Source organism: Sulfitobacter sp. SK011 (assembly GCF_003352065.1).
GTDB lineage: Bacteria > Pseudomonadota > Alphaproteobacteria > Rhodobacterales > Rhodobacteraceae > Sulfitobacter.
The window spans coordinates 1,981,520-1,999,400 of sequence record NZ_CP025803.1 but is presented as its reverse complement, the minus strand read 5'-3'; the positions used below and the strand labels follow the sequence as shown (position 1 = coordinate 1,999,400).

The 17,881-nt window shown below is 57.2% G+C and carries 19 protein-coding genes and 1 pseudogene; 14 read left to right on the top strand and 6 right to left on the bottom strand.

The window, feature by feature from the left end:
• Nucleotides 1-46 precede the first annotated feature (46 nt).
• Both C1J02_RS09835 and grxD read left to right on the top strand, forming a co-directional pair.
• Entirely contained in the window at nucleotides 47-283 is a 237-nt protein-coding gene (locus C1J02_RS09835) for a BolA/IbaG family iron-sulfur metabolism protein (RefSeq protein ID WP_114878418.1), read from the top strand.
• A gap of 38 nt (nucleotides 284-321) precedes the next feature.
• On the top strand, nucleotides 322-684 hold the full coding sequence (gene grxD / locus C1J02_RS09830; RefSeq protein WP_114878417.1) for a Grx4 family monothiol glutaredoxin: 363 nt from the start codon (nucleotides 322-324) through the stop codon (nucleotides 682-684).
• Nucleotides 685-753: 69 nt separating this feature from the next.
• Here grxD and C1J02_RS09825 read toward each other — a convergent pair whose 3' ends face one another.
• Nucleotides 754-1,143, bottom strand: a complete 390-nt coding sequence (locus C1J02_RS09825; protein WP_114878416.1) for a cell division protein ZapA — start codon at nucleotides 1,141-1,143, stop codon at nucleotides 754-756.
• On the bottom strand, nucleotides 1,143-1,622 hold the full coding sequence (locus C1J02_RS09820; RefSeq protein WP_114878415.1) for a hypothetical protein: 480 nt from the start codon (nucleotides 1,620-1,622) through the stop codon (nucleotides 1,143-1,145). The genes C1J02_RS09825 and C1J02_RS09820 overlap by 1 nt, the downstream gene beginning before the upstream one ends.
• Before the next feature lie 272 nt (nucleotides 1,623-1,894).
• Between C1J02_RS09820 and tkt the strand changes: the two genes are divergently transcribed.
• Together tkt and C1J02_RS20885 are read left to right on the top strand one after the other, a co-directional pair.
• On the top strand, nucleotides 1,895-3,913 hold the full coding sequence (gene tkt, locus C1J02_RS09815; protein WP_114878414.1) for a transketolase: 2,019 nt from the start codon (nucleotides 1,895-1,897) through the stop codon (nucleotides 3,911-3,913).
• Between the two features lie 266 nt (nucleotides 3,914-4,179).
• Nucleotides 4,180-4,356: a hypothetical protein gene (locus tag C1J02_RS20885; RefSeq protein WP_162798296.1), complete on the top strand. Its 177-nt coding sequence runs from the start codon at nucleotides 4,180-4,182 to the stop codon at nucleotides 4,354-4,356.
• A gap of 23 nt (nucleotides 4,357-4,379) precedes the next feature.
• On the opposite strand, the gene C1J02_RS09810 is transcribed toward C1J02_RS20885, so the two are convergent.
• On the bottom strand, nucleotides 4,380-5,372 hold the full coding sequence (locus tag C1J02_RS09810) for a DUF808 domain-containing protein (protein ID WP_114878413.1): 993 nt from the start codon (nucleotides 5,370-5,372) through the stop codon (nucleotides 4,380-4,382).
• 197 nt (nucleotides 5,373-5,569) lie between these two features.
• On the opposite strand from C1J02_RS09810, the gene gap (C1J02_RS09805) reads away from it, so the two are divergent.
• The 3 genes from gap (C1J02_RS09805) (at nucleotide 5,570) to gap (C1J02_RS09800) (ending at nucleotide 7,905) form a co-directional block, all read left to right on the top strand.
• On the top strand, nucleotides 5,570-6,571 hold the full coding sequence (gene gap / locus C1J02_RS09805) for a type I glyceraldehyde-3-phosphate dehydrogenase (protein ID WP_114878412.1): 1,002 nt from the start codon (nucleotides 5,570-5,572) through the stop codon (nucleotides 6,569-6,571).
• Between the two features lie 73 nt (nucleotides 6,572-6,644).
• Nucleotides 6,645-6,788: a hypothetical protein gene (locus tag C1J02_RS21055; protein ID WP_205389892.1), complete on the top strand. Its 144-nt coding sequence runs from the start codon at nucleotides 6,645-6,647 to the stop codon at nucleotides 6,786-6,788.
• Nucleotides 6,789-6,909: 121 nt separating this feature from the next.
• On the top strand, nucleotides 6,910-7,905 hold the full coding sequence (gene gap / locus C1J02_RS09800) for a type I glyceraldehyde-3-phosphate dehydrogenase (RefSeq protein WP_114878411.1): 996 nt from the start codon (nucleotides 6,910-6,912) through the stop codon (nucleotides 7,903-7,905).
• Between the two features lie 16 nt (nucleotides 7,906-7,921).
• Here gap (C1J02_RS09800) and coaD read toward each other — a convergent pair whose 3' ends face one another.
• The 3 genes from coaD to C1J02_RS09785 form a co-directional block, all read right to left on the bottom strand.
• On the bottom strand, nucleotides 7,922-8,419 hold the full coding sequence (gene coaD, locus C1J02_RS09795) for a pantetheine-phosphate adenylyltransferase (protein WP_114878410.1): 498 nt from the start codon (nucleotides 8,417-8,419) through the stop codon (nucleotides 7,922-7,924).
• A 77-nt stretch (nucleotides 8,420-8,496) separates the two neighbouring features.
• A complete protein-coding gene (locus tag C1J02_RS09790; RefSeq protein WP_114878409.1) occupies nucleotides 8,497-8,931 on the bottom strand; it encodes a CBS domain-containing protein in 435 nt (144 codons plus the stop codon).
• A 71-nt stretch (nucleotides 8,932-9,002) separates the two neighbouring features.
• Nucleotides 9,003-9,899, bottom strand: a complete 897-nt coding sequence (locus tag C1J02_RS09785; protein ID WP_114878408.1) for a LysR family transcriptional regulator — start codon at nucleotides 9,897-9,899, stop codon at nucleotides 9,003-9,005.
• 142 nt (nucleotides 9,900-10,041) lie between these two features.
• Here C1J02_RS09785 and C1J02_RS09780 point away from each other — a divergent pair, with 142 nt between their 5' ends.
• The 7 genes and pseudogenes from C1J02_RS09780 to C1J02_RS09755 all read left to right on the top strand — a co-directional run bounded on the left by C1J02_RS09780 (nucleotide 10,042) and on the right by C1J02_RS09755 (nucleotide 17,811).
• The gene (locus tag C1J02_RS09780) at nucleotides 10,042-11,541 is read left to right on the top strand and encodes a CoA-acylating methylmalonate-semialdehyde dehydrogenase (RefSeq protein WP_114880494.1); all 1,500 of its coding nucleotides are present in this window, start codon (nucleotides 10,042-10,044) and stop codon (nucleotides 11,539-11,541) included.
• A gap of 135 nt (nucleotides 11,542-11,676) precedes the next feature.
• Nucleotides 11,677-11,994: a hypothetical protein gene (locus C1J02_RS09775; RefSeq protein ID WP_114878407.1), complete on the top strand. Its 318-nt coding sequence runs from the start codon at nucleotides 11,677-11,679 to the stop codon at nucleotides 11,992-11,994.
• Nucleotides 11,995-12,128: 134 nt separating this feature from the next.
• Nucleotides 12,129-13,238 carry a carboxylate-amine ligase gene (locus C1J02_RS09770; protein ID WP_114878406.1) on the top strand — a complete coding sequence of 370 codons (1,110 nt, stop codon included), beginning with the start codon at nucleotides 12,129-12,131 and terminating at the stop codon, nucleotides 13,236-13,238.
• Between the two features lie 76 nt (nucleotides 13,239-13,314).
• Complete coding sequence (locus C1J02_RS09765; protein ID WP_114878405.1) at nucleotides 13,315-14,457, top strand: acyl-CoA dehydrogenase family protein; 1,143 nt, start codon at nucleotides 13,315-13,317, stop codon at nucleotides 14,455-14,457.
• Between the two features lie 10 nt (nucleotides 14,458-14,467).
• A pseudogene (locus tag C1J02_RS21295) lies at nucleotides 14,468-15,484 on the top strand (enoyl-CoA hydratase/isomerase family protein); the annotation flags it as partial.
• A 24-nt stretch (nucleotides 15,485-15,508) separates the two neighbouring features.
• Complete coding sequence (gene mmsB, locus C1J02_RS21290; RefSeq protein WP_368073783.1) at nucleotides 15,509-16,393, top strand: 3-hydroxyisobutyrate dehydrogenase; 885 nt, start codon at nucleotides 15,509-15,511, stop codon at nucleotides 16,391-16,393.
• 74 nt (nucleotides 16,394-16,467) lie between these two features.
• Nucleotides 16,468-17,811 carry an MmgE/PrpD family protein gene (locus C1J02_RS09755; protein WP_114880493.1) on the top strand — a complete coding sequence of 448 codons (1,344 nt, stop codon included), beginning with the start codon at nucleotides 16,468-16,470 and terminating at the stop codon, nucleotides 17,809-17,811.
• Nucleotides 17,812-17,881: the final 70 nt, after the last annotated feature.

Here is a 17,881-nt window from a genome sequence, read left to right as displayed (position 1 = left end):
CCACTACATCTAGGATAACAAAACCATGCCTGACCGGAGCGCCCCTATGCCGATGCAAGCCAGCGAAATCGAAGACCTGATCCGCGCCGCATTCCCAAATGCGCAGATTACCGTGGAAGGCAGTGACGGTGTGCACATGGCCGCGATGGTCATCGACGAAAGTTTTCGTGGCCAGAACCGCGTGCAACAACAACGCGCCGTTTACGCCGCGCTGAAGGGCAAGATGGACGGGGCCAATGGCGACCTGCATGCCCTCGCACTGACCACCAAAGCACCGGACTGATCCCAGATATCCCACTCGAAATACCAAGGACAAAGCACATGACAGACGCCAGCAACCAGATCAAAGAAACCATCACCGCCAATGACGTGGTGTTGTTCATGAAGGGCACCAAAGAGATGCCGCAGTGCGGGTTTTCATCCCGCGTGGCGGGGGTGCTGAACTACATGGGCGTCGATTTTTCAGACGTAAATGTGCTTGCAGACGACGGCATCCGTCAGGGGATCAAGGACTTCTCTGACTGGCCCACCATCCCGCAGCTTTACGTCAAAGGCGAATTTGTTGGCGGCTGTGACATCATCACGGAAATGACCTTGTCAGGTGAACTGGACACGCTCTTTGCCGAAAACGGTGTGACATTCGACAAAGATGCCGCCGACAAGATTCGCGAAGCGAACGGTTAAGGCCACGTGTTCGCTTGGAAAAACTGAACCGGAATTCTCAAGGAATTCCGGTTCGCCAAATATGCAGGCCTAGCCCACCTTTTCTTCAATTTCTGCCGCCAGAGATTCCGCACGCGCGGCAAGTTCGGCCAGAGTGTCTGTCACCGCCTGCGGCACCACAGGCACCTCAATGCGCTCGGGTTCGATCGTGACATTGCGCAGACCGGCCAGTTCAGCCTCGCGTTCTGCCAGTTCGGCGCGCACTTCGGTGATGCGGTCCTCAACGGATGCGGTTTTGTCGGCCAACAGCAGCCCCGCCATCAACAGCATCCGCGCTTCGGGCATCCGGCCCACCTGATCGCTGAGCACCTGGGCCTCGTCATCCAGCATCTTGGCGGCGGAATGCAGGTACCTTTCTTCGCCGTCCTGACAGGCAACTTCAAACTGCCGACCACCGATGGTGATTTGTATCTCGGGCATTATGCGGTCTCCTCTGCACTGGCACCATCCATCAGCGGGGTGAGCGCGGACAAGATTGCAGTTGCTTCAGCCACATCAGCGGCGCGGGCGGCGCGCAGGGCTTCGAGTTCGGCCAGCATCGCTTTGTTGATCAGGTGCGGATCACCCACCCCTTCTTCATTCGCATCGCGCAGCGCGGCACAAGCCTCGGTCAGTTGGGTGTTGGCGCGGCGCACCCGCTGCAGTTCCACGTCCAGTTGCGCCATGCGGGCATCAGAGTCTTCGACCTGCGTGCGCACTGTGGCCATTTCAGAGGCAAATTTGATCTTGAGCGCACGCACCCGTTCGGTGAGCTGGGCATTCGCGGTGCGCTCATCCTCCAGCGCCTGCGCCATTTCGGGATCAGCGTCGCCGGTTGCAGTACCGAGCTTTTCGACACCAAGTGCCACCCGGTCCATGGCGGCGGTGATGCGACGCTGTAATTCGTCGATGTTACTCATGACTGGAAAAGTCCCCTCATCTACGGCTTGGTCCTTGTTGTCTACTTAACCTGCATGACAGCGAATCGCCAGCATGCCAGCATTTGTGCCAATCCTACCCAAAGAAATAACCAAATGCGCCCCCTTCCTTTTGAAACAGCGCCTTGCGCGGCAAAGCTGATCTTAGCTGCACCGCGACCTTGCCGCAAAGCGCCGCTTTGGCTTGAACTTTGCGGGGCGGCTGATATGCACGGGCGCAACATATTTTCATCCTCTATAAGGAAGCCCTCCACGTGGATCTGACAGCCCTCTCACGCGCACACCCTGACCACTGGTCCAAAGCAACCGCCATTCGGGCACTGACCCTGGATGCTGTTGCTGCAGCCAACTCTGGCCATTCTGGTATGCCGATGGGCATGGCTGATGTGGCCACGGTATTGTTCGAAAAGCACCTGAAATTTGATGCCGCCAACCCGCTTTGGCCTGACCGGGACCGGTTCATTCTGTCTGCCGGTCACGGGTCCATGTTGCTTTATTCTTTGCTTTATCTTGTGGGCGATGCGCAGTTTCCCATCGAAGAAATCAAGAACTTTCGCCAGATGGGCGCGCGCACGGCGGGCCACCCTGAGAATTTTCTTGCCGATGCGATCGAAGTGACCACGGGTCCATTGGGTCAGGGCATCGCCAATTCCGTGGGATTTGCCATGGCCGAGGAAATTCTGCGCGCGACCTATGGCAGCAAGGTTGTCGATCACCATACCTACGTCATCGCGGGCGACGGGTGTCTGATGGAAGGGGTGAGCCAAGAGGCAATCACCCTGGCCGGACGTCACAAGTTGAGCAAATTGATCGTGATGTGGGACAACAACAACATCACCATCGACGGCCCCGTGAGCCTGTCCGACCATACTGACCAGGTGGGACGCTTTGCAGCAGCCCAGTGGCATACAATCGAAATCGACGGACACAACCCGGATGAAATTGACGCGGCCCTCACAGAGGCCCGTAAATCTGACAAGCCGACGATGATTGCCTGCAAAACCCACATCGCACTGGGCCACGCGGCACAGGACACCTCCAAAGGTCACGGTGCCCTGACCAATGCCGATCAGAACGCAGAGGCCAAGGCCGCCTATGGTTGGACAACCGGCCCGTTCGAAGTGCCCGCAGATGTCAAAAATGCATGGGAAGCCATCGGCAAGCGCGGCGTGGATGCGCGTAAAGAATGGGAAGAGCGGTTCGACAAAATGCCGCGCTCCAAGCGGGAGACCTTTAACCGTGCGCTGGCGCTGGACACCCCAAAGAAACTGAGTGCGACGATCAAAGCTTTCAAAAAGCAGATGTCGGACACGGCACCGAAACTGGCGACCCGGTCCAGTTCTGAAAAAGTGCTGGAAGTGCTGAACCCGATCCTGCCCGAAACGGTGGGCGGGTCCGCAGATCTCACTGGCTCCAACAACACGAAAACCGGTGATCTGGGCGTGTTCGACGTCGACAACCGCGCCGGTCGGTATGTGTATTGGGGGGTGCGCGAGCATGGCATGTCATCTGCGATGAACGGCATGGCCCTGCATGGCGGCATCCGGCCCTATGGCGGGACATTCATGTGTTTCACCGACTATGCGCGCCCGGCGATGCGCCTGGCGGCCCTGTCGCAGATCCCAACCGTCTTTGTGATGACCCACGATTCCATCGGTCTGGGCGAAGATGGGCCAACCCACCAACCGGTTGAACATCTGGCCATCAGCCGCAGCACGCCAAATACCTATGTGTTCCGCCCCGCTGACACGATTGAAACAGCCGAGGCGTGGGAGATCGCGTTTTCATCCCAGAAAACCCCATCGGTGCTGTCATTGACCCGTCAGGGCCTGCCCACCGTGCGCACCGAGCACAAGAACACCAACATGACCGAAAAAGGCGCTTATGTTTTGGCCGATGCAGACAGCAAACGGCAGGTGATCCTGATTGCCACCGGGTCAGAAGTGCATGTCGCCATGCAGGCCCGTGATCTTTTGCAGGCCGAAGGCATTGGTGTGCGGGTCGTGTCTATGCCCTGCATGGAGCTTTTTGCCGCACAAGACGATGCCTACCGTAAGCGCGTGCTGCCCGGTGGGGCCGTACGTGTCGGCATTGAGGCTGGTGTGCGCATGGGCTGGGATCGCTGGCTGCTCGGCGAACGTGGCAAATTCGGCAAGGCTGATTTTGTCGGCATGGACCGTTTTGGGGCCTCTGCCCCGGCCGAAGAGCTGTTTGAAAAGTTCGGGATCACCGCCGAAAATGTGGCGGCAAAAGCCAAGGCACTGCTGGCGTAACAAGCACAACCTAAAATTGTGCGCCGATTGGTGCCACCGCCTTTAAAAGAGAGTTACATGAATCGCCGCTGCCTTTGGGTAGCGGCGATTTTCGTGATTATCACCTGTAATTGGAGCTTCCCCACAAAAATATCATCGCGAAATTTCCTTTTTGCTACTTATACTAGAATCAATCTATAGTAGTACTTACTAAATTAACGATACGTTAGTCCTTTGCGTACAGAGTTGCTGTGTTGATGTTTTTAAAACTCAGAAAGACCTGATCCATGTTGCTGGCCTATCTTCTCTGCGCGATCCTATTTGCAATCTTCTGCACAGTTGTCTGGCTGATTGGCGGGGGATCATTGGTGCTGGCGATTGTCGTTTATACGATGTCCGGAATGCTGATGCTTGCGGCCCTGGCTTCGGCGAAACTCTTTCGATCGCGCGACCGGGAAGAATAGGCGGATCGCCCCGCTCGCTTCGCTTATTTCAATGCAGCTTGAGTTGCCGCATCGCGGTTCATGACCTTGCGCCAGATCGGGGTGACGATCTTTTCCCCAATGGGGATCAGGACCAGCCCCAGCAGCAGACCAAAAATGCCGTCAAGGGCTGCTTTGGCAAACCATTCAACGGCCCCCTCAATTCCAGCCGGAACAGCATGTCCTGCAGCATAGGCCGCATCATGTATCCAGTGTCCCAAGGTGCCGAACCCCAGTTCCTCTAGCCCATGAACGATAATTGATCCGCCAACCCATAGCATCGCCGCGGTACCGATAATCGTGAGCAGATGCAGAAAGCCCGGCATGGCTTTTACCAGCCCGCGGCCGAGGCTGCGGGTCAGGCCCAGCTGGCCGTGATTGGCCATTGCCAGCCCCAGATCGTCCATCTTAACAATCAGCGCAACAGATCCGTAAACAGCGACCGTGATCATGATTGCCACAGCGGCGAGCGTTGCCGCTTCCATCCAGAAATTGCTGGCCGGGATCGCAGCCAGTGCAATTGTCATTATTTCAGCGGATAGAATGAAATCCGTCTTGATGGCCCCGGCGGCCTTTTGTTCTTCGAGATGGGCAGGATCATCCGGCACCTCGTCGTGACCGGGATAATCCTCATGGCCGTGACTTAAGCCCAATGCATGGGCAACCTTTTCGGCCCCTTCAAAACATAGATACGCCCCACCCAACATCAAAAACAACGGAATGAGGAAAGGCGCAAAATTCGACAGCAGCAACCCAATGGGCAGCAAAAAAACCAGCTTGTTTTTCAACGATCCTTTGGTGATCCGCCAGATGATCGGCAGCTCGCGGCTGGATTCAAATCCATGCACGTATTTGGGCGTCACCGCCGCATCGTCAATCACAGCGCCCGCAGCCTTGGTTCCCGCCTTGGCCGCCTGCCCGATCACGTCATCAATACTGGACGCCGCCACTTTGGCAATCGCCGCCACATCATCGAGTAACGCAATCAATCCGCTCATACCTGTTCCCCTGCTGTCAGAACCTTTAGCTAGCACTCTGCGGGCTGAGGGCAAACCCTTTTGGTGGCCCTCCACTTTTACCGCTAACAGTCAAGTTTAACGCTAACATATGGAAATCCTGCATCTTTCCCCCTTTTAACCCATGCCGCCCCCCCGATATAGAGCGGCCAACGGACGCCACCTAAAGGATTGTTTTCATGACCATCAAAGTCGGCATTAACGGATTTGGCCGCATTGGCCGCTGCACGCTCAGCCATATTGCGTCCTCAGGTCGTGACGATATCGAGGTGGTCAAGATCAATGCCACAGGGCCTTTGTCAACGGCGGCACATCTGATCAAATACGATTCGGTGCACGGACGGTTCCCCGGTGAGGTGAGCATTGACGACGGGTATATGAACCTTGGCCAAAACGACATCGAAGTGATGTCGACCTACAATCTCGAAGAATTGGACTGGTCCGGCTGCGATGTGGTGTTGGAATGCACAGGGCAGTTCAATGACGGCAACAAGGCGAATGTCCACCTCAAGAATGGGGCCAAGCGGGTTTTGCTGTCTGCCCCCGGTAAAAACGTCGACCGTACCGTGGTTTATGGCGTGAACCATGACACCATGGTCAAATCCGATCGGATCATTTCAAACGGCTCCTGCACGACCAACTGTCTTGCCCCGATGGCCAAGGTCATGCACGACGCGGTGGGTATTGAATCGGGTCTGATGACCACGATTCACAGCTATACCGGTGATCAGCCGACGCTGGACCGCAGGCATTCTGATCTTTACCGCGCCCGCGCTGCCGCGATGGCGCTGATCCCCACGTCGACCGGGGCCGCCAAAGCGTTGGGCGAGGTGTTGCCCTCGCTCAAAGGCAAGCTCGATGGCACAGCGATGCGGGTGCCCACGCCCAATGTCAGCGCTGTCGACCTTACCTTCACCGCGTCGCGCGTCGTCACCGTTGAAGAGATTAACGCCGCCGCGCGCGCCGCTGCCGATGGGCCGATGAAACGGGTGTTGGGGTATGATCCCGAACATAAGGTCAGCATCGACTTTAATCACACCGAGGAAAGCTGCATTTTCGCGCCTGATCAGACCATCGTCGTTGCGGGCCGGACCGTGCGCGTGTTGGGCTGGTACGACAATGAATGGTCCTTCTCTGTGCGGATGGCGGATGTTGCCGTTGCGATGGGCAACCTGGGCTAGAAATAGCGCGCTCTGATGCTTGCACGTATGCAGCACCCCTGTCATATCGGGGCACGCCACCCGGAGAGCGTTTGTGACGAACCGAATTGCCATATATTTAGGAGCGTTCCTGATCGCCGCGCTTGTGCTGGACAGCATGGTGTATGGCAGTGATCACCTTGTTTTTCTGGGCAAAAAACTATTCGAACTGATCGAATGGATCGCTTTCTGGCGCTGATCCAGTGTTGTCAGTGTGCCGCGTAAAACATTGTATCGGTACGTTATAATCCGGGTCGAGCCGTTGACACCACAGGTGAAGCGCGCATTTTGATCGCATAATTTGATCAAAAGGTGCCATCATGACCGTCAAGCTTGGGATCAACGGATTTGGCCGCATCGGCCGCAACATTCTGCGCGCCATTCTGGAGCGCAGCCAGGGCAATCTGGAAGTTGTGGCAATCAACGATCTGGCCCCGCTGGAAACCAACGCGCATCTGTTCGAATTTGATTCCGTTCATGGGCGGTTTGGCAAACCTGTCACCTTGGGCGATGGCACCATTGATGTGGGCCGCGGGCCCATCCGCGTCACTGCTGAACGTGAGCCGGACAAATTGCCCTGGGCTGATGTGGATATCGCGCTCGAATGCACCGGCTTTTTCCGCAGCCCTGAATTGGCAGGGCTTCACCTCAAAAACGGATCGAAGAAGGTTCTGATCTCTGCGCCCGGTAAAGGGGACATTAAAACAATCGTTTACGGGGTGAACGACACTCTGGTCACTGCGGCTGATACGATCATCAGCAATGCGTCCTGCACGACCAACTGTCTGGTGCCCGTGGCGCATGCCCTGCATCAGGCGTTTGGCATCAGGCGCGGGCATATGACCACGGTGCACAGCTATACCGGCAACCAGCCGGTACATGACCGGGCGCACAAGGACCTCTACCGCGCACGGGCCGCTGCCCTTTCGATGATCCCGACCACCACGGGTGCTGCGCAGACTTTGGGTGTTGTCCTGCCCGACTTGGACGGGTTGATCACCGGCACCGCAATTCGGGTGCCGACGCCCAATGTGTCTTGCGTTGATCTGGTGATTGAGACCGACAAGAGCGCCAGCGCGGACGAGGTCAACGCCGCGATGGCAAAGGCGGCCAAGGGCATGCACGGGGTGATGGGCGTCACGGACCGCAAATTGGTGTCGATGGATTTCAACCATGATCCGCGCAGCGCCATCTTTGCCAGCGATCAGACCGCCGTTCAGCAGGGCAATCTGCTGCGGGTTCTGGCGTGGTATGACAATGAATGGGGATTTTCGAACCGGATGGTCGATATGGCCGGGGTCATGGGGCGGATGTGAATGCGCCCCGCCCGCCTTATCCTTTGGAAAACTGCTTTAGCAATTCGCTGTTGACCCGCGGTGTCACGAATTTGCTGACATCACCGCCAAGGCGGGCGATCTCTTTGACCAGTTTGCTGGCAATCGGCTGATGCGCGGCCTCGGCCATCAAAAACACGGTTTCGATTGTATCGTCCAACTGCCTGTTCATGCCAACCATCTGATATTCATATTCAAAATCCGCAACCGCCCGCAGGCCCCGCACGATGATCTGCGCACCGACATCGCGGGCACAGTCGATCAACAGGTTCTCAAAAGGGTGTACGACAATCTCGATCCCGGTTTGCTCAGCAAGGGTCGCACATTCCGCCTCAATCAGCGCCACGCGTTCTTCCAGATGAAACAACGGGCCCTTGTCGCGGTTGATCGCCACACCAATCACCAGTTTATCAACCAGCGTTGCCGCCCGGCGGATGATATCAAGGTGTCCCAAAGTGATTGGATCAAAGGTGCCGGGGTAAAGGCCAACGCGCATAAATTCGTCTCGATTGGATCATGTCAGTCTGGTCACGCAACCACGCTGCGCTTTGGGGTGCAACCCGAATTTCTGGGTTAATGGCCCATGATCATGCCCTGAAGGGCATCTTTCTCCATCGAGAGTTCTGTCAACCGCGCTTTGACCACGTCACCGAGCGAAATCAGCCCCACCAATTCACCGTCTTTCAGCACCGGCATGTGGCGAAACCGGCCATCGGTCATCTTTTGCAAAATGGCGTCTGCCCGGTCATCAAGGCTACAGGTGACCAGCTTTGACGTCATCAGATCTGCGACAGTCTGTTTCAGACACGCACCACCTTTGACACCCAGTTCCCGCACGATGTCACGCTCAGACAGAATGCCATCAGGCGTCTTGCCATCTTTGGAAATCACCAAGGTCCCGATCCGTTTTTCCGACAGCATCTTGGCAGCATCAGAAATCAACATTGTTGGCAGCGACGTGAACACCGCGTCATCCGATTTTGTCTTGAGAATTTGCGACACCAGCATTGAATGCTCCTTTGGTTGGATGACAATTGTCTTAGCGTCACCAGCATTGGGTGTTCTGTCAAGTGTTTGGCTTAGTTCAGGGCCTCAATCCGGGCCACTTCTGCGCGCAATCCGGTGCTGAGCGCATGTGCAAAGCGGCTTAACCGCAGGTTGCGTTGGTCATCTTCGTGCCGGATCAGGTAAAAGGCGCGTTTCAGGCCGAATTTATCTGTCAGTATGCGGCGGACCCCCGGCGCGAATCCCAGCGAAAAATCATGCACCACACCAATGCCGCCCCCCTGACGTATCATGTTGACCTGCACCGAGACTGAGTTGGATGCCATCGGCACCCGCGCACCGCCCAGTTCAGCAAGATAATCCAGTTCCCGGTCAAAAATCATATCGGGGATATAGCCGACCAGCCGGTGGTCTTTCAGGTCCGCGAGGTGGTGCACAGGGGCGCGGGCGGCCAGATACGTCTCGGATGCTGCCAGATGCAGCTGATAATCCGTGATCTTCTGCACCACCAACCGGCCCGCAGTCGGCGCACTGACCCCGATGGCCATATCCGCCTCGCGCCGCGACAGGTTAAAGATACGTGGCAAGGCGACAATCTGGATGTCCAGATCGGGGTTGTTCGCGACGATCTGTGCACAGACCTGCGGCAACAGAAAATTCGCACAGCCATCCGGGGCACCAATGCGGATCTGCCCGGTCAGATGTTCGCTTTCAACCGCGACCTCTGAGGTGGCCAACCGCATGGCACGCTCGGCCACCTCGGCGCGCTCCATCAATTGCACGCCGGCCTCGGTCAGCGCATACCCCTGCGGTGATTTCACGAACAGCCCAACCTGCAGGGTCTTTTCCAACCGCGCCACGCGGCGCCCCAGGGTCGCGGGATCAAGGCGCAGGACCTTTCCCGCCCCTGACAGGCTTTGTTCGCGTGCGACGGCCAGAAACAGCCGCAGATCGTCCCAGTTATGCGCCATGTCTGTCTTTCATTATGGACGGTATCACCCAGATGAGATTGGCCTCAGTCTTGCAAAAATGCAAAACCATTTTGGAACCTTGCCTCTTTCCCTTGTCTTTTTGCAAGCCTATCGTGCTGTCAACATCAAGGGAGAGATGACCATGAAAGAACTCACACATTATCTGAACGGCGCTCATGTCAAAGGCACGTCTGGCAGGTTTGCTGACGTCATGAACCCCGCCACCGGCGAAGTGCAGGCAAAATGCCCGTTGGCAAGCGCCGATGAACTGGATCAGGCGGTGAAATATGCACAGGCGGCACAGCCAAAATGGGCCGCAACCAACCCACAGCGCCGTGCGCGGGTGATGATGAAATTCGTGTCCCTGCTCAACGATAACATGGACAAACTCGCCGAAGCGCTGAGCCGTGAACACGGCAAGACCCTGCCCGATGCGGCGGGCGACGTGCAGCGCGGCCTTGAGGTGGTTGAATACTGCATCGGCGCGCCGGAACTGCTCAAGGGTGACTACACCGATTCTGCCGGCCCCGGCATCGACATGTATTCGATGCGTCAGGCGCTTGGCGTTACCGCAGGCATCACGCCCTTCAACTTTCCCGCGATGATCCCGATGTGGATGTTTGCCCCGGCGATCGCCTGTGGCAATGCCTTCATTCTCAAACCGTCCGAACGTGACCCGTCCGTGCCGCTGATGCTGGCTGAACTGATGGAAGAAGCCGGCCTGCCCAAGGGTGTGCTGCAGGTCGTAAATGGCGACAAAGAAGCGGTGGATGCGATCCTGCACCACGATGTCATTCAATCCGTCGGCTTTGTCGGATCGACGCCGATTGCGGAATACATCTATGCCACCGGCTGTGCAAACGGCAAGCGCGTGCAGTGTTTTGGCGGTGCCAAGAACCACATGATCATCATGCCTGACGCTGACATGGATCAGGCCGCGGATGCGTTGATTGGTGCGGGTTATGGTGCGGCTGGCGAACGTTGCATGGCAATTTCCGTGGCGGTGCCTGTCGGGGATGAGACCGCAGACCGTTTGATCGAAAAGCTGGTGCCGCGCATCGAAAGCCTCAAGGTTGGTCCCTACACCTCTGGTAAAGACGTCGATTACGGCCCGGTCGTGACCGCCGCAGCCAAGGCAAATATTGAACGATTGGTGCAAACCGGGATTGATCAGGGTGCGGAACTGGTTGTCGATGGCCGTGATTTCAAATTGCAGGGCTATGAAGAAGGTTTCTTTGTTGGGCCGCACCTGTTTGACCGCGCAACCAAAGACATGGACATCTACAAATACGAAATCTTCGGTCCGGTCCTGACCTGCGTGCGTGCGCAAAGCTATGAAGAGGCGATCGGCCTTGCCATGGACCACGAATATGGCAACGGCACCGCGATCTTTACCCGTGATGGCGATGCGGCGCGTGATTTTGCCAATCGCATCAATGTCGGCATGGTGGGTATCAACGTGCCAATCCCCGTTCCGCTGGCTTATCACACCTTTGGTGGCTGGAAAAAATCGGTCTTTGGCGATCTGAACCAGCATGGCCCGGATGCGTTCAAATTCTACACCCGCACTAAAACTGTGACGGCCCGCTGGCCCTCGGGCATCAAAGAGGGCGGCGAATTTTCCATCCCTGTGATGGAGTAATTGGTCATCTGACCCCTCTTCGGGCACGCAGGCAGCAGCCAGCGTGCCCGTATTAGCGTTAAATTAGCGCCATATTTTTGCCAAATTCCATCTCTACCCTAATTTGCAATATCTTGATTTTGGGGAAAATTACTGATGTTTGCGATGCTGTTTGGAAAACCAGAGCCTGAGGAAAAGGTGTTTTGCCGGATCCATGAACCGAGGCCCCTGACCCGGTTTCCGCGCAATCACACACGACCCGAACCGCTTGATGACGCCCCCGAAACGGCGCCGCAGCAGCAGGTGTTTCATACACCAGAACCCATGGAACAGCCCGGGCCAGTGATCAACCCTGTTGACCATTTGCATTCTGATGCGCCAATTCCGATTGATATTTTGCGCCGGGCTTTGCCGCAACGGTTTCGTGAAATTGATGCAAAGGCCCGCGACCGCGCGGCAGGTGCCGCGGCCTGAAACGGTCCGTCAAACCATAGTCACTTGCGTTTACCCATCCCGTTCATTCGCGCGGCCCACGTTGCCAGGCATGACAGATCCACACGCGGCTGATCACAGTAGCGCAACCGCGTCCGGCATTGTATAGATTGACTATGCAAGACAAATTTACCATCGGCATCGAAGAAGAATACCTCATGGTTGACCGCGACAGCTTTGCGCTGACCCCGGCACCTGAGGCGTTGATGAAGACCTGTCAGGCTGAGCTCGGCGAACAGGTCAGTCCCGAGTTCCTGCAATGTCAGATGGAGATCGGCACCAAAGTTTGCGAAACCGTCGCCGAAGCGCGCGAAGAGCTGTGCCGCTTGCGCAGCTGCATCGCCAAACATGCGAAAGATTACAATCTGGCCCCGATTGCTGCGGGCTGCCATCCGTTTTCAGATTGGAAAGAACAGCATTTCACCAGCAAGGAACGCTACAGCACTCTGGAACGCGAGCTGGAAGGTGTCGCGCGACGGATGCTGATCTGCGGGATGCATGTGCATGTTGGCATCGATGCGGAAACCCTGCGCATTGATCTGATGCCACAGCTTTGCTATTTCCTGCCCCATCTTCTGGCGCTGTCGTGCTCTTCGCCTTTCTGGCAGGGGGACGACACCGGACTTGCCTCTTACCGTCTGACGGTTTTTGACAATCTGCCACGCACGGGATTGCCCCCGAAATTCGGCAGTTGGGCTGAGTATGAGCGCACGACCGGAACCCTGATTGATCTGGGCGTGATCGAAGATACAACCAAGATTTGGTGGGATTTACGCCCCTCTGACCGCTACCCCACTCTTGAGGCGCGCATTTGTGACGTGCAGCCGCGCCTGGAAGATGCGCTGGCGCTCGCCGCGCTGACCCAAGCTTTGGTGCGGATGTTGATGCGGCTGCGCGACCGCAACCTGCGCTGGCGTGAATATGATCGTTTCCTGATTTCTGAGAACCGCTGGCGGGCGCAGAGATACGGCGTGTCAAAGGGCCTGATTGATTTTGGCGAGCGCAGCATCCGTCCCTTCGATGACTTGTTGGACGAATTGATCGAAATGTTGGCTGAGGATGCCGAGGCGCTTGGCAGCCTCAAAGAGATCGAGCGCCTGCATGACATTGTGGCCAGCGGGGCCAGTGCGACGCGGCAGCGCGATGTATATGCAACCGCCGAAAAGGGCAAAGGTGGTGAAGCGGTCGTAAAACACCTGATCGAAGAGTTCCACGAAGGCCTCTAACTGTTGCCGGGTGAAGATGAGACTGCTATAATTAAACAAGCGTTCATTTCAATCTTCACCCGAGGACTCTGAAGCCATGGATTTTGCCCTTAGCGAAGAACAAACCGCCATTTTCGACATGGCTTATGCCTTTGGGCAAGAACATATCGCGCCTTTTGCACGCGACTGGGAAAAAGACGAAACCATTCCCAAGGAATTGTGGCCGAAGATCGCCGAACTGGGGTTTGGCGGGCTTTACGTATCAGAGGATGCGGGCGGCTCTGGCCTGACCCGGTTGGATGCGACCCTGGTTTTTGAAGCGCTCAGCATGGCCTGCCCTTCGGTTGCCGCGTTTTTGTCGATCCACAACATGTGCGCCAAGATGCTCGATAGTTTTGCCAGCGATGAACTCAAAGCCCGGATCATGGATGATGTTTTGTCGATGAATACCGTGCTCAGCTATTGTCTGACGGAACCCGGTTCCGGATCCGATGCGGCGGCGCTCAAGACCAAAGCGGTGCGCACGAATGAAGGATACACCCTGAACGGCACCAAAGCCTTCATTTCCGGTGGCGGCTATTCCGACGCCTATCTGGCCATGGTGCGCACGTCTGACAATGGCGCGGCGGGCGTGTCCACGGTCTATGTCGAAGATGGCTCCGAGGGCCTTAGTTTTGGCGGGTTGGAAGATAAAATGGGCTGGCGCAGCCAACCCACGTCTCAGGTCCAGTTTGACAATTGCAACATTCCTGCTGGAAATCTGGTGGGCGAAGAGGGCAAGGGTTTCAAATATGCGATGATGGGGCTGGATGGTGGGCGGTTGAACATTTCAGCCTGTTCGCTCGGTGCCGCTCAGACGGCACTGAATGCCACGCTGCAATATATGGGCGAACGCACCGCTTTCGGCAAACCTATTGATCAGTTTCAGGGCCTTCAATTCCGCCTTGCTGATATGGAGATTGAATTGCAGGCGGCGCGCGTTTTCCTGCGTCAGGCCGCATGGAAGCTGGACACAGGCGCGCCGGATGCAACGAAATTCTGCGCGATGGCCAAGAAATTTGTGACCGAAACTGGCAGCAAGGTTGTCGATCAATGCCTGCAACTTCATGGCGGCTATGGTTATCTTGCTGATTATGGAATCGAAAAGCTGGTGCGGGACCTGCGGGTGCATCAGATCCTGGAAGGCACCAACGAGATCATGCGCGTGATCGTCGCGCGCGACATGCTGAAGAATCGCTGAGGTCCGGGACATGAGTGATATTGATATCCGCGTCACGGGGTGTGCGGGCCGGATCACCCTGACCCGCCCTCATGCGTTGAACGCGATGACCTATGACATGTGCATGGCCATTGATGCGGCTTTGCAAAGATGGGTCAACGACGATGCTGTCGCAGTGATTGTCATCGATGCCATCGGTGAACGCGCATTTTGTTCCGGTGGCGACATTGCCGAGCTTTATGAAAGCGGCACCAAAGGCGATTATGCCTACGGGCAGAAATTCTGGGCCGATGAGTACCGCCTGAACAACCGTATTTTCAATTATCCCAAGCCTGTGGTGTCGTTCCTGCAAGGGTTCACCATGGGCGGTGGCGTTGGCATTGGCTGTCATGGGTCGCACCGCATCGTTGGCGAGACCAGCCAGATCGCGATGCCAGAATGCGGCATTGGGTTGGTGCCGGATGTGGGCGGCTCGCTGATGCTGGCGCTGGCACCGGGGCGGTTGGGTGAATATCTGGGCACCACAGGTACAAGGATGGGGGCCGCAGACGCGATATATGCAGGTTTTGCAGACAGTTACGTGCCAGAGAACCATTGGCCCACCCTGATCGAAAAGCTTGAACAGGACGGCGATGTGACAGTGCTTGACGCCGCGGCAGAGGTGGCACCGCCCGGCACGCTGCACGGCCGGATCGATCAGATCAATGCGCTTTTTGGCGGCGAGGCCCTTGGCGATGTATTGACGGACCTGAGCAACGACAGCAGCGATTTTGCGGCTGAAACCCTCAAGGGAATGCGCCGCGCCTCACCGCTGTCGATGGCCTGCGCCATTGAGATCATACACCGGTTGCGGGGGCCGTCGCTGAGCATGGCAAAGGCACTGGATCTGGAGTACCGTTTTACCTTTCGCGCGACGGAGCATGGCGATTTCATCGAAGGCATCCGCGCGGCGATAATCGACAAGGACCGCAATCCGAAATGGCAGTTCGCGGACATGAAGGTGCCGCCGGCCGCCGTTTCCAAGATGCTGCAACCCTTGGGCAAACACGCGCTGACATTGGAGGATAGAGGTATGCAACCGCTGACAATTGGCTTTATCGGACTGGGCAACATGGGCGCGCCGATGGCCGCCAATCTGGCAAAGGCCGGGCACAAGGTGCGCGGATTTGATGTGGCTGGCACCACTGCCGCCGGGGTAGAGGTTGCGCCAGACATTGCTGGTGCGGCCAAGGGCGCCGATGTGGTCATCACCATGCTGCCCAACGGATCTATCTTGCGACAGGTGGCGGCGCAGGCGATTGAACATATGGCCGAGGGATCGTTGTTTATTGATTGCTCGACCGTCGATGTGGAAAGTGCCCGCAACACATCTGAGGCCGCAGAGAAGGCCGGGGTATTGGCCGTGGATGCGCCGGTCTCGGGTGGCATTGGCGGGGCGTCTGCGGGTACGTTGACGTTCATGGCCGGCGGGTCCGAGGCGGCGTTTGCCAAGGCGGCACCGCTTTTTGATATCATGGGTCAAAAGGCCGTGCATTGTGGTGATGCTGGTGCGGGTCAGGCCGCGAAAATCTGCAATAACATGATTTTGGGGGTGACAATGATCGCCACCTGCGAGGCGTTTGCGCTGGCTGATAAGCTGGGGCTTGATCGCCAAAAGATGTTTGATGTGGTCAGCACCTCGTCAGGCTATTCGTGGTCAATGAATGCCTATTGTCCGGCCCCCGGTGTCGGGCCAAATGCGCCCAGCGACAATGACTATAAACCGGGCTTTGCCGCGGAATTGATGCTCAAGGATCTGGGGCTGTCGCAACAGGCCGCTGAGATGGCTGATGCGGATACGCCAATGGGTGAACTGGCCCGCGCGCTTTATGCCCAGTTTGTCGAGAATGAGGATGGCAAAGGAATGGACTTTTCCGCCATGTTGCCGCGTTTTGAAAAGCGCGGGCGCAACAGCTGAGCGTCGCAAACAGGCAATTCAGGCGCATGAGGTGACGTAAGGTGGGGATGAATGCGCCCCACTGGAAATCTGTCATGCCCCTGCCCTTTCATAAATTTGCTGCCGATCTGACCCTTGCCGATCTGCCGGATGATGTGCTGCGCGTCTTGCGCCGATCGTTCACGGACACGATGGGCGTGGCCGCAGTGGGGTCGACAACCGCAATGGCCGATATTGCCCGGCGCGGTGCTGTGGCGCTTTTTGGTGCCGGGGCTGCGGGTGGTGCGCGGATCGTGATGAACGGTCAGACCGTCAGCCCCGCAGGTGCCGCGATGGCGGGGGCATTCACCGTTGACGCCGTCGATGCGCATGATGGGACATCCCCCTGCAAGGGCCATGCCGGATCAGCGGTGTTTCCTGCCCTTCTGGCCATGGCAGATGCGGCAGAAGGGACAATGACGGGTGCAGATTTCGCCGCATTGCTGGCAGTGGCCTACGAGGTCAGCTATCGCGCGGGTCTGGCTCAGCATGCCACCTGTGCAGATTACCACACCTCTGGTGCATGGACTGCCGTGGGGGTCGCTGTCGCCTGTGCCCGCGCCCTGGGGTGCAGCGCCGATCAAATCAGACATGCGGCAGGCATCGGCGAATATCATGGCCCGCGCAGCCAGATGATGCGCTGCATTGATCACCCGACGATGCTGCGCGACGGGGTTGGCTGGGGTGCGCCATCGGGTCTGACCGCCGCCTATCTGGCCCGCGAAGGATTTACCGGTGCACCGGCGCTGACCTGCGAGGACGCGCCGAAATTTTGGGCGGACCTTGGCGAGCGCTGGCGGCTGGTCGAGGACACCCATTACAAGCCCTACCCCTGTTGCAGGTGGGCACATCCAAGCCTTGATGCCGCCGCTGCATTGATGCGAGATCATGCGCTGACCCACGATCAGATCGCCGCCGTCGAGATTAAAACGTTCCACAACGCCACAAGGTTGGCGGGCCATACCCCCGCAACACCTGATGAATTTGCCTATTCCATCGCGTTTCCCGTGGCGGCGATGATCGTGCGCGGACAGGTTGGGGTGCCGGAACTGGCCGAAGCCACGTTGCATGACCCCGACATCCTGCGCATCTCACAGGCGACCCGATTGGTGGATGATCCCCATTTCAGTGCAATTTCCGTCGGTAAACGATGGGCGCAGGTGACGATGACACTGAAAGACGGGCGTTCTGTCACGTCTGAGCCGCGCACGCCACGCGGCGACACCGACCTGCCCTTGTCTGATGCCGAGATATCTGAAAAATTTCATCTGTTTGCAGACCCGGTGTTGGGCAGCAGTCGCGCAGATGAATTGGAAAAGCTCAGCGGTTGCTTTGACACACTTGACGCGAAAGGTTTTGCCCGCCTGTGTGATCTAGCTCTCAACGCACCCGGAAAATAAAGTCATGTTGATTCAGATCAACACAATCTGACCAAAAACATGCGACTCTTTGAACATCAAACCAAGGAGA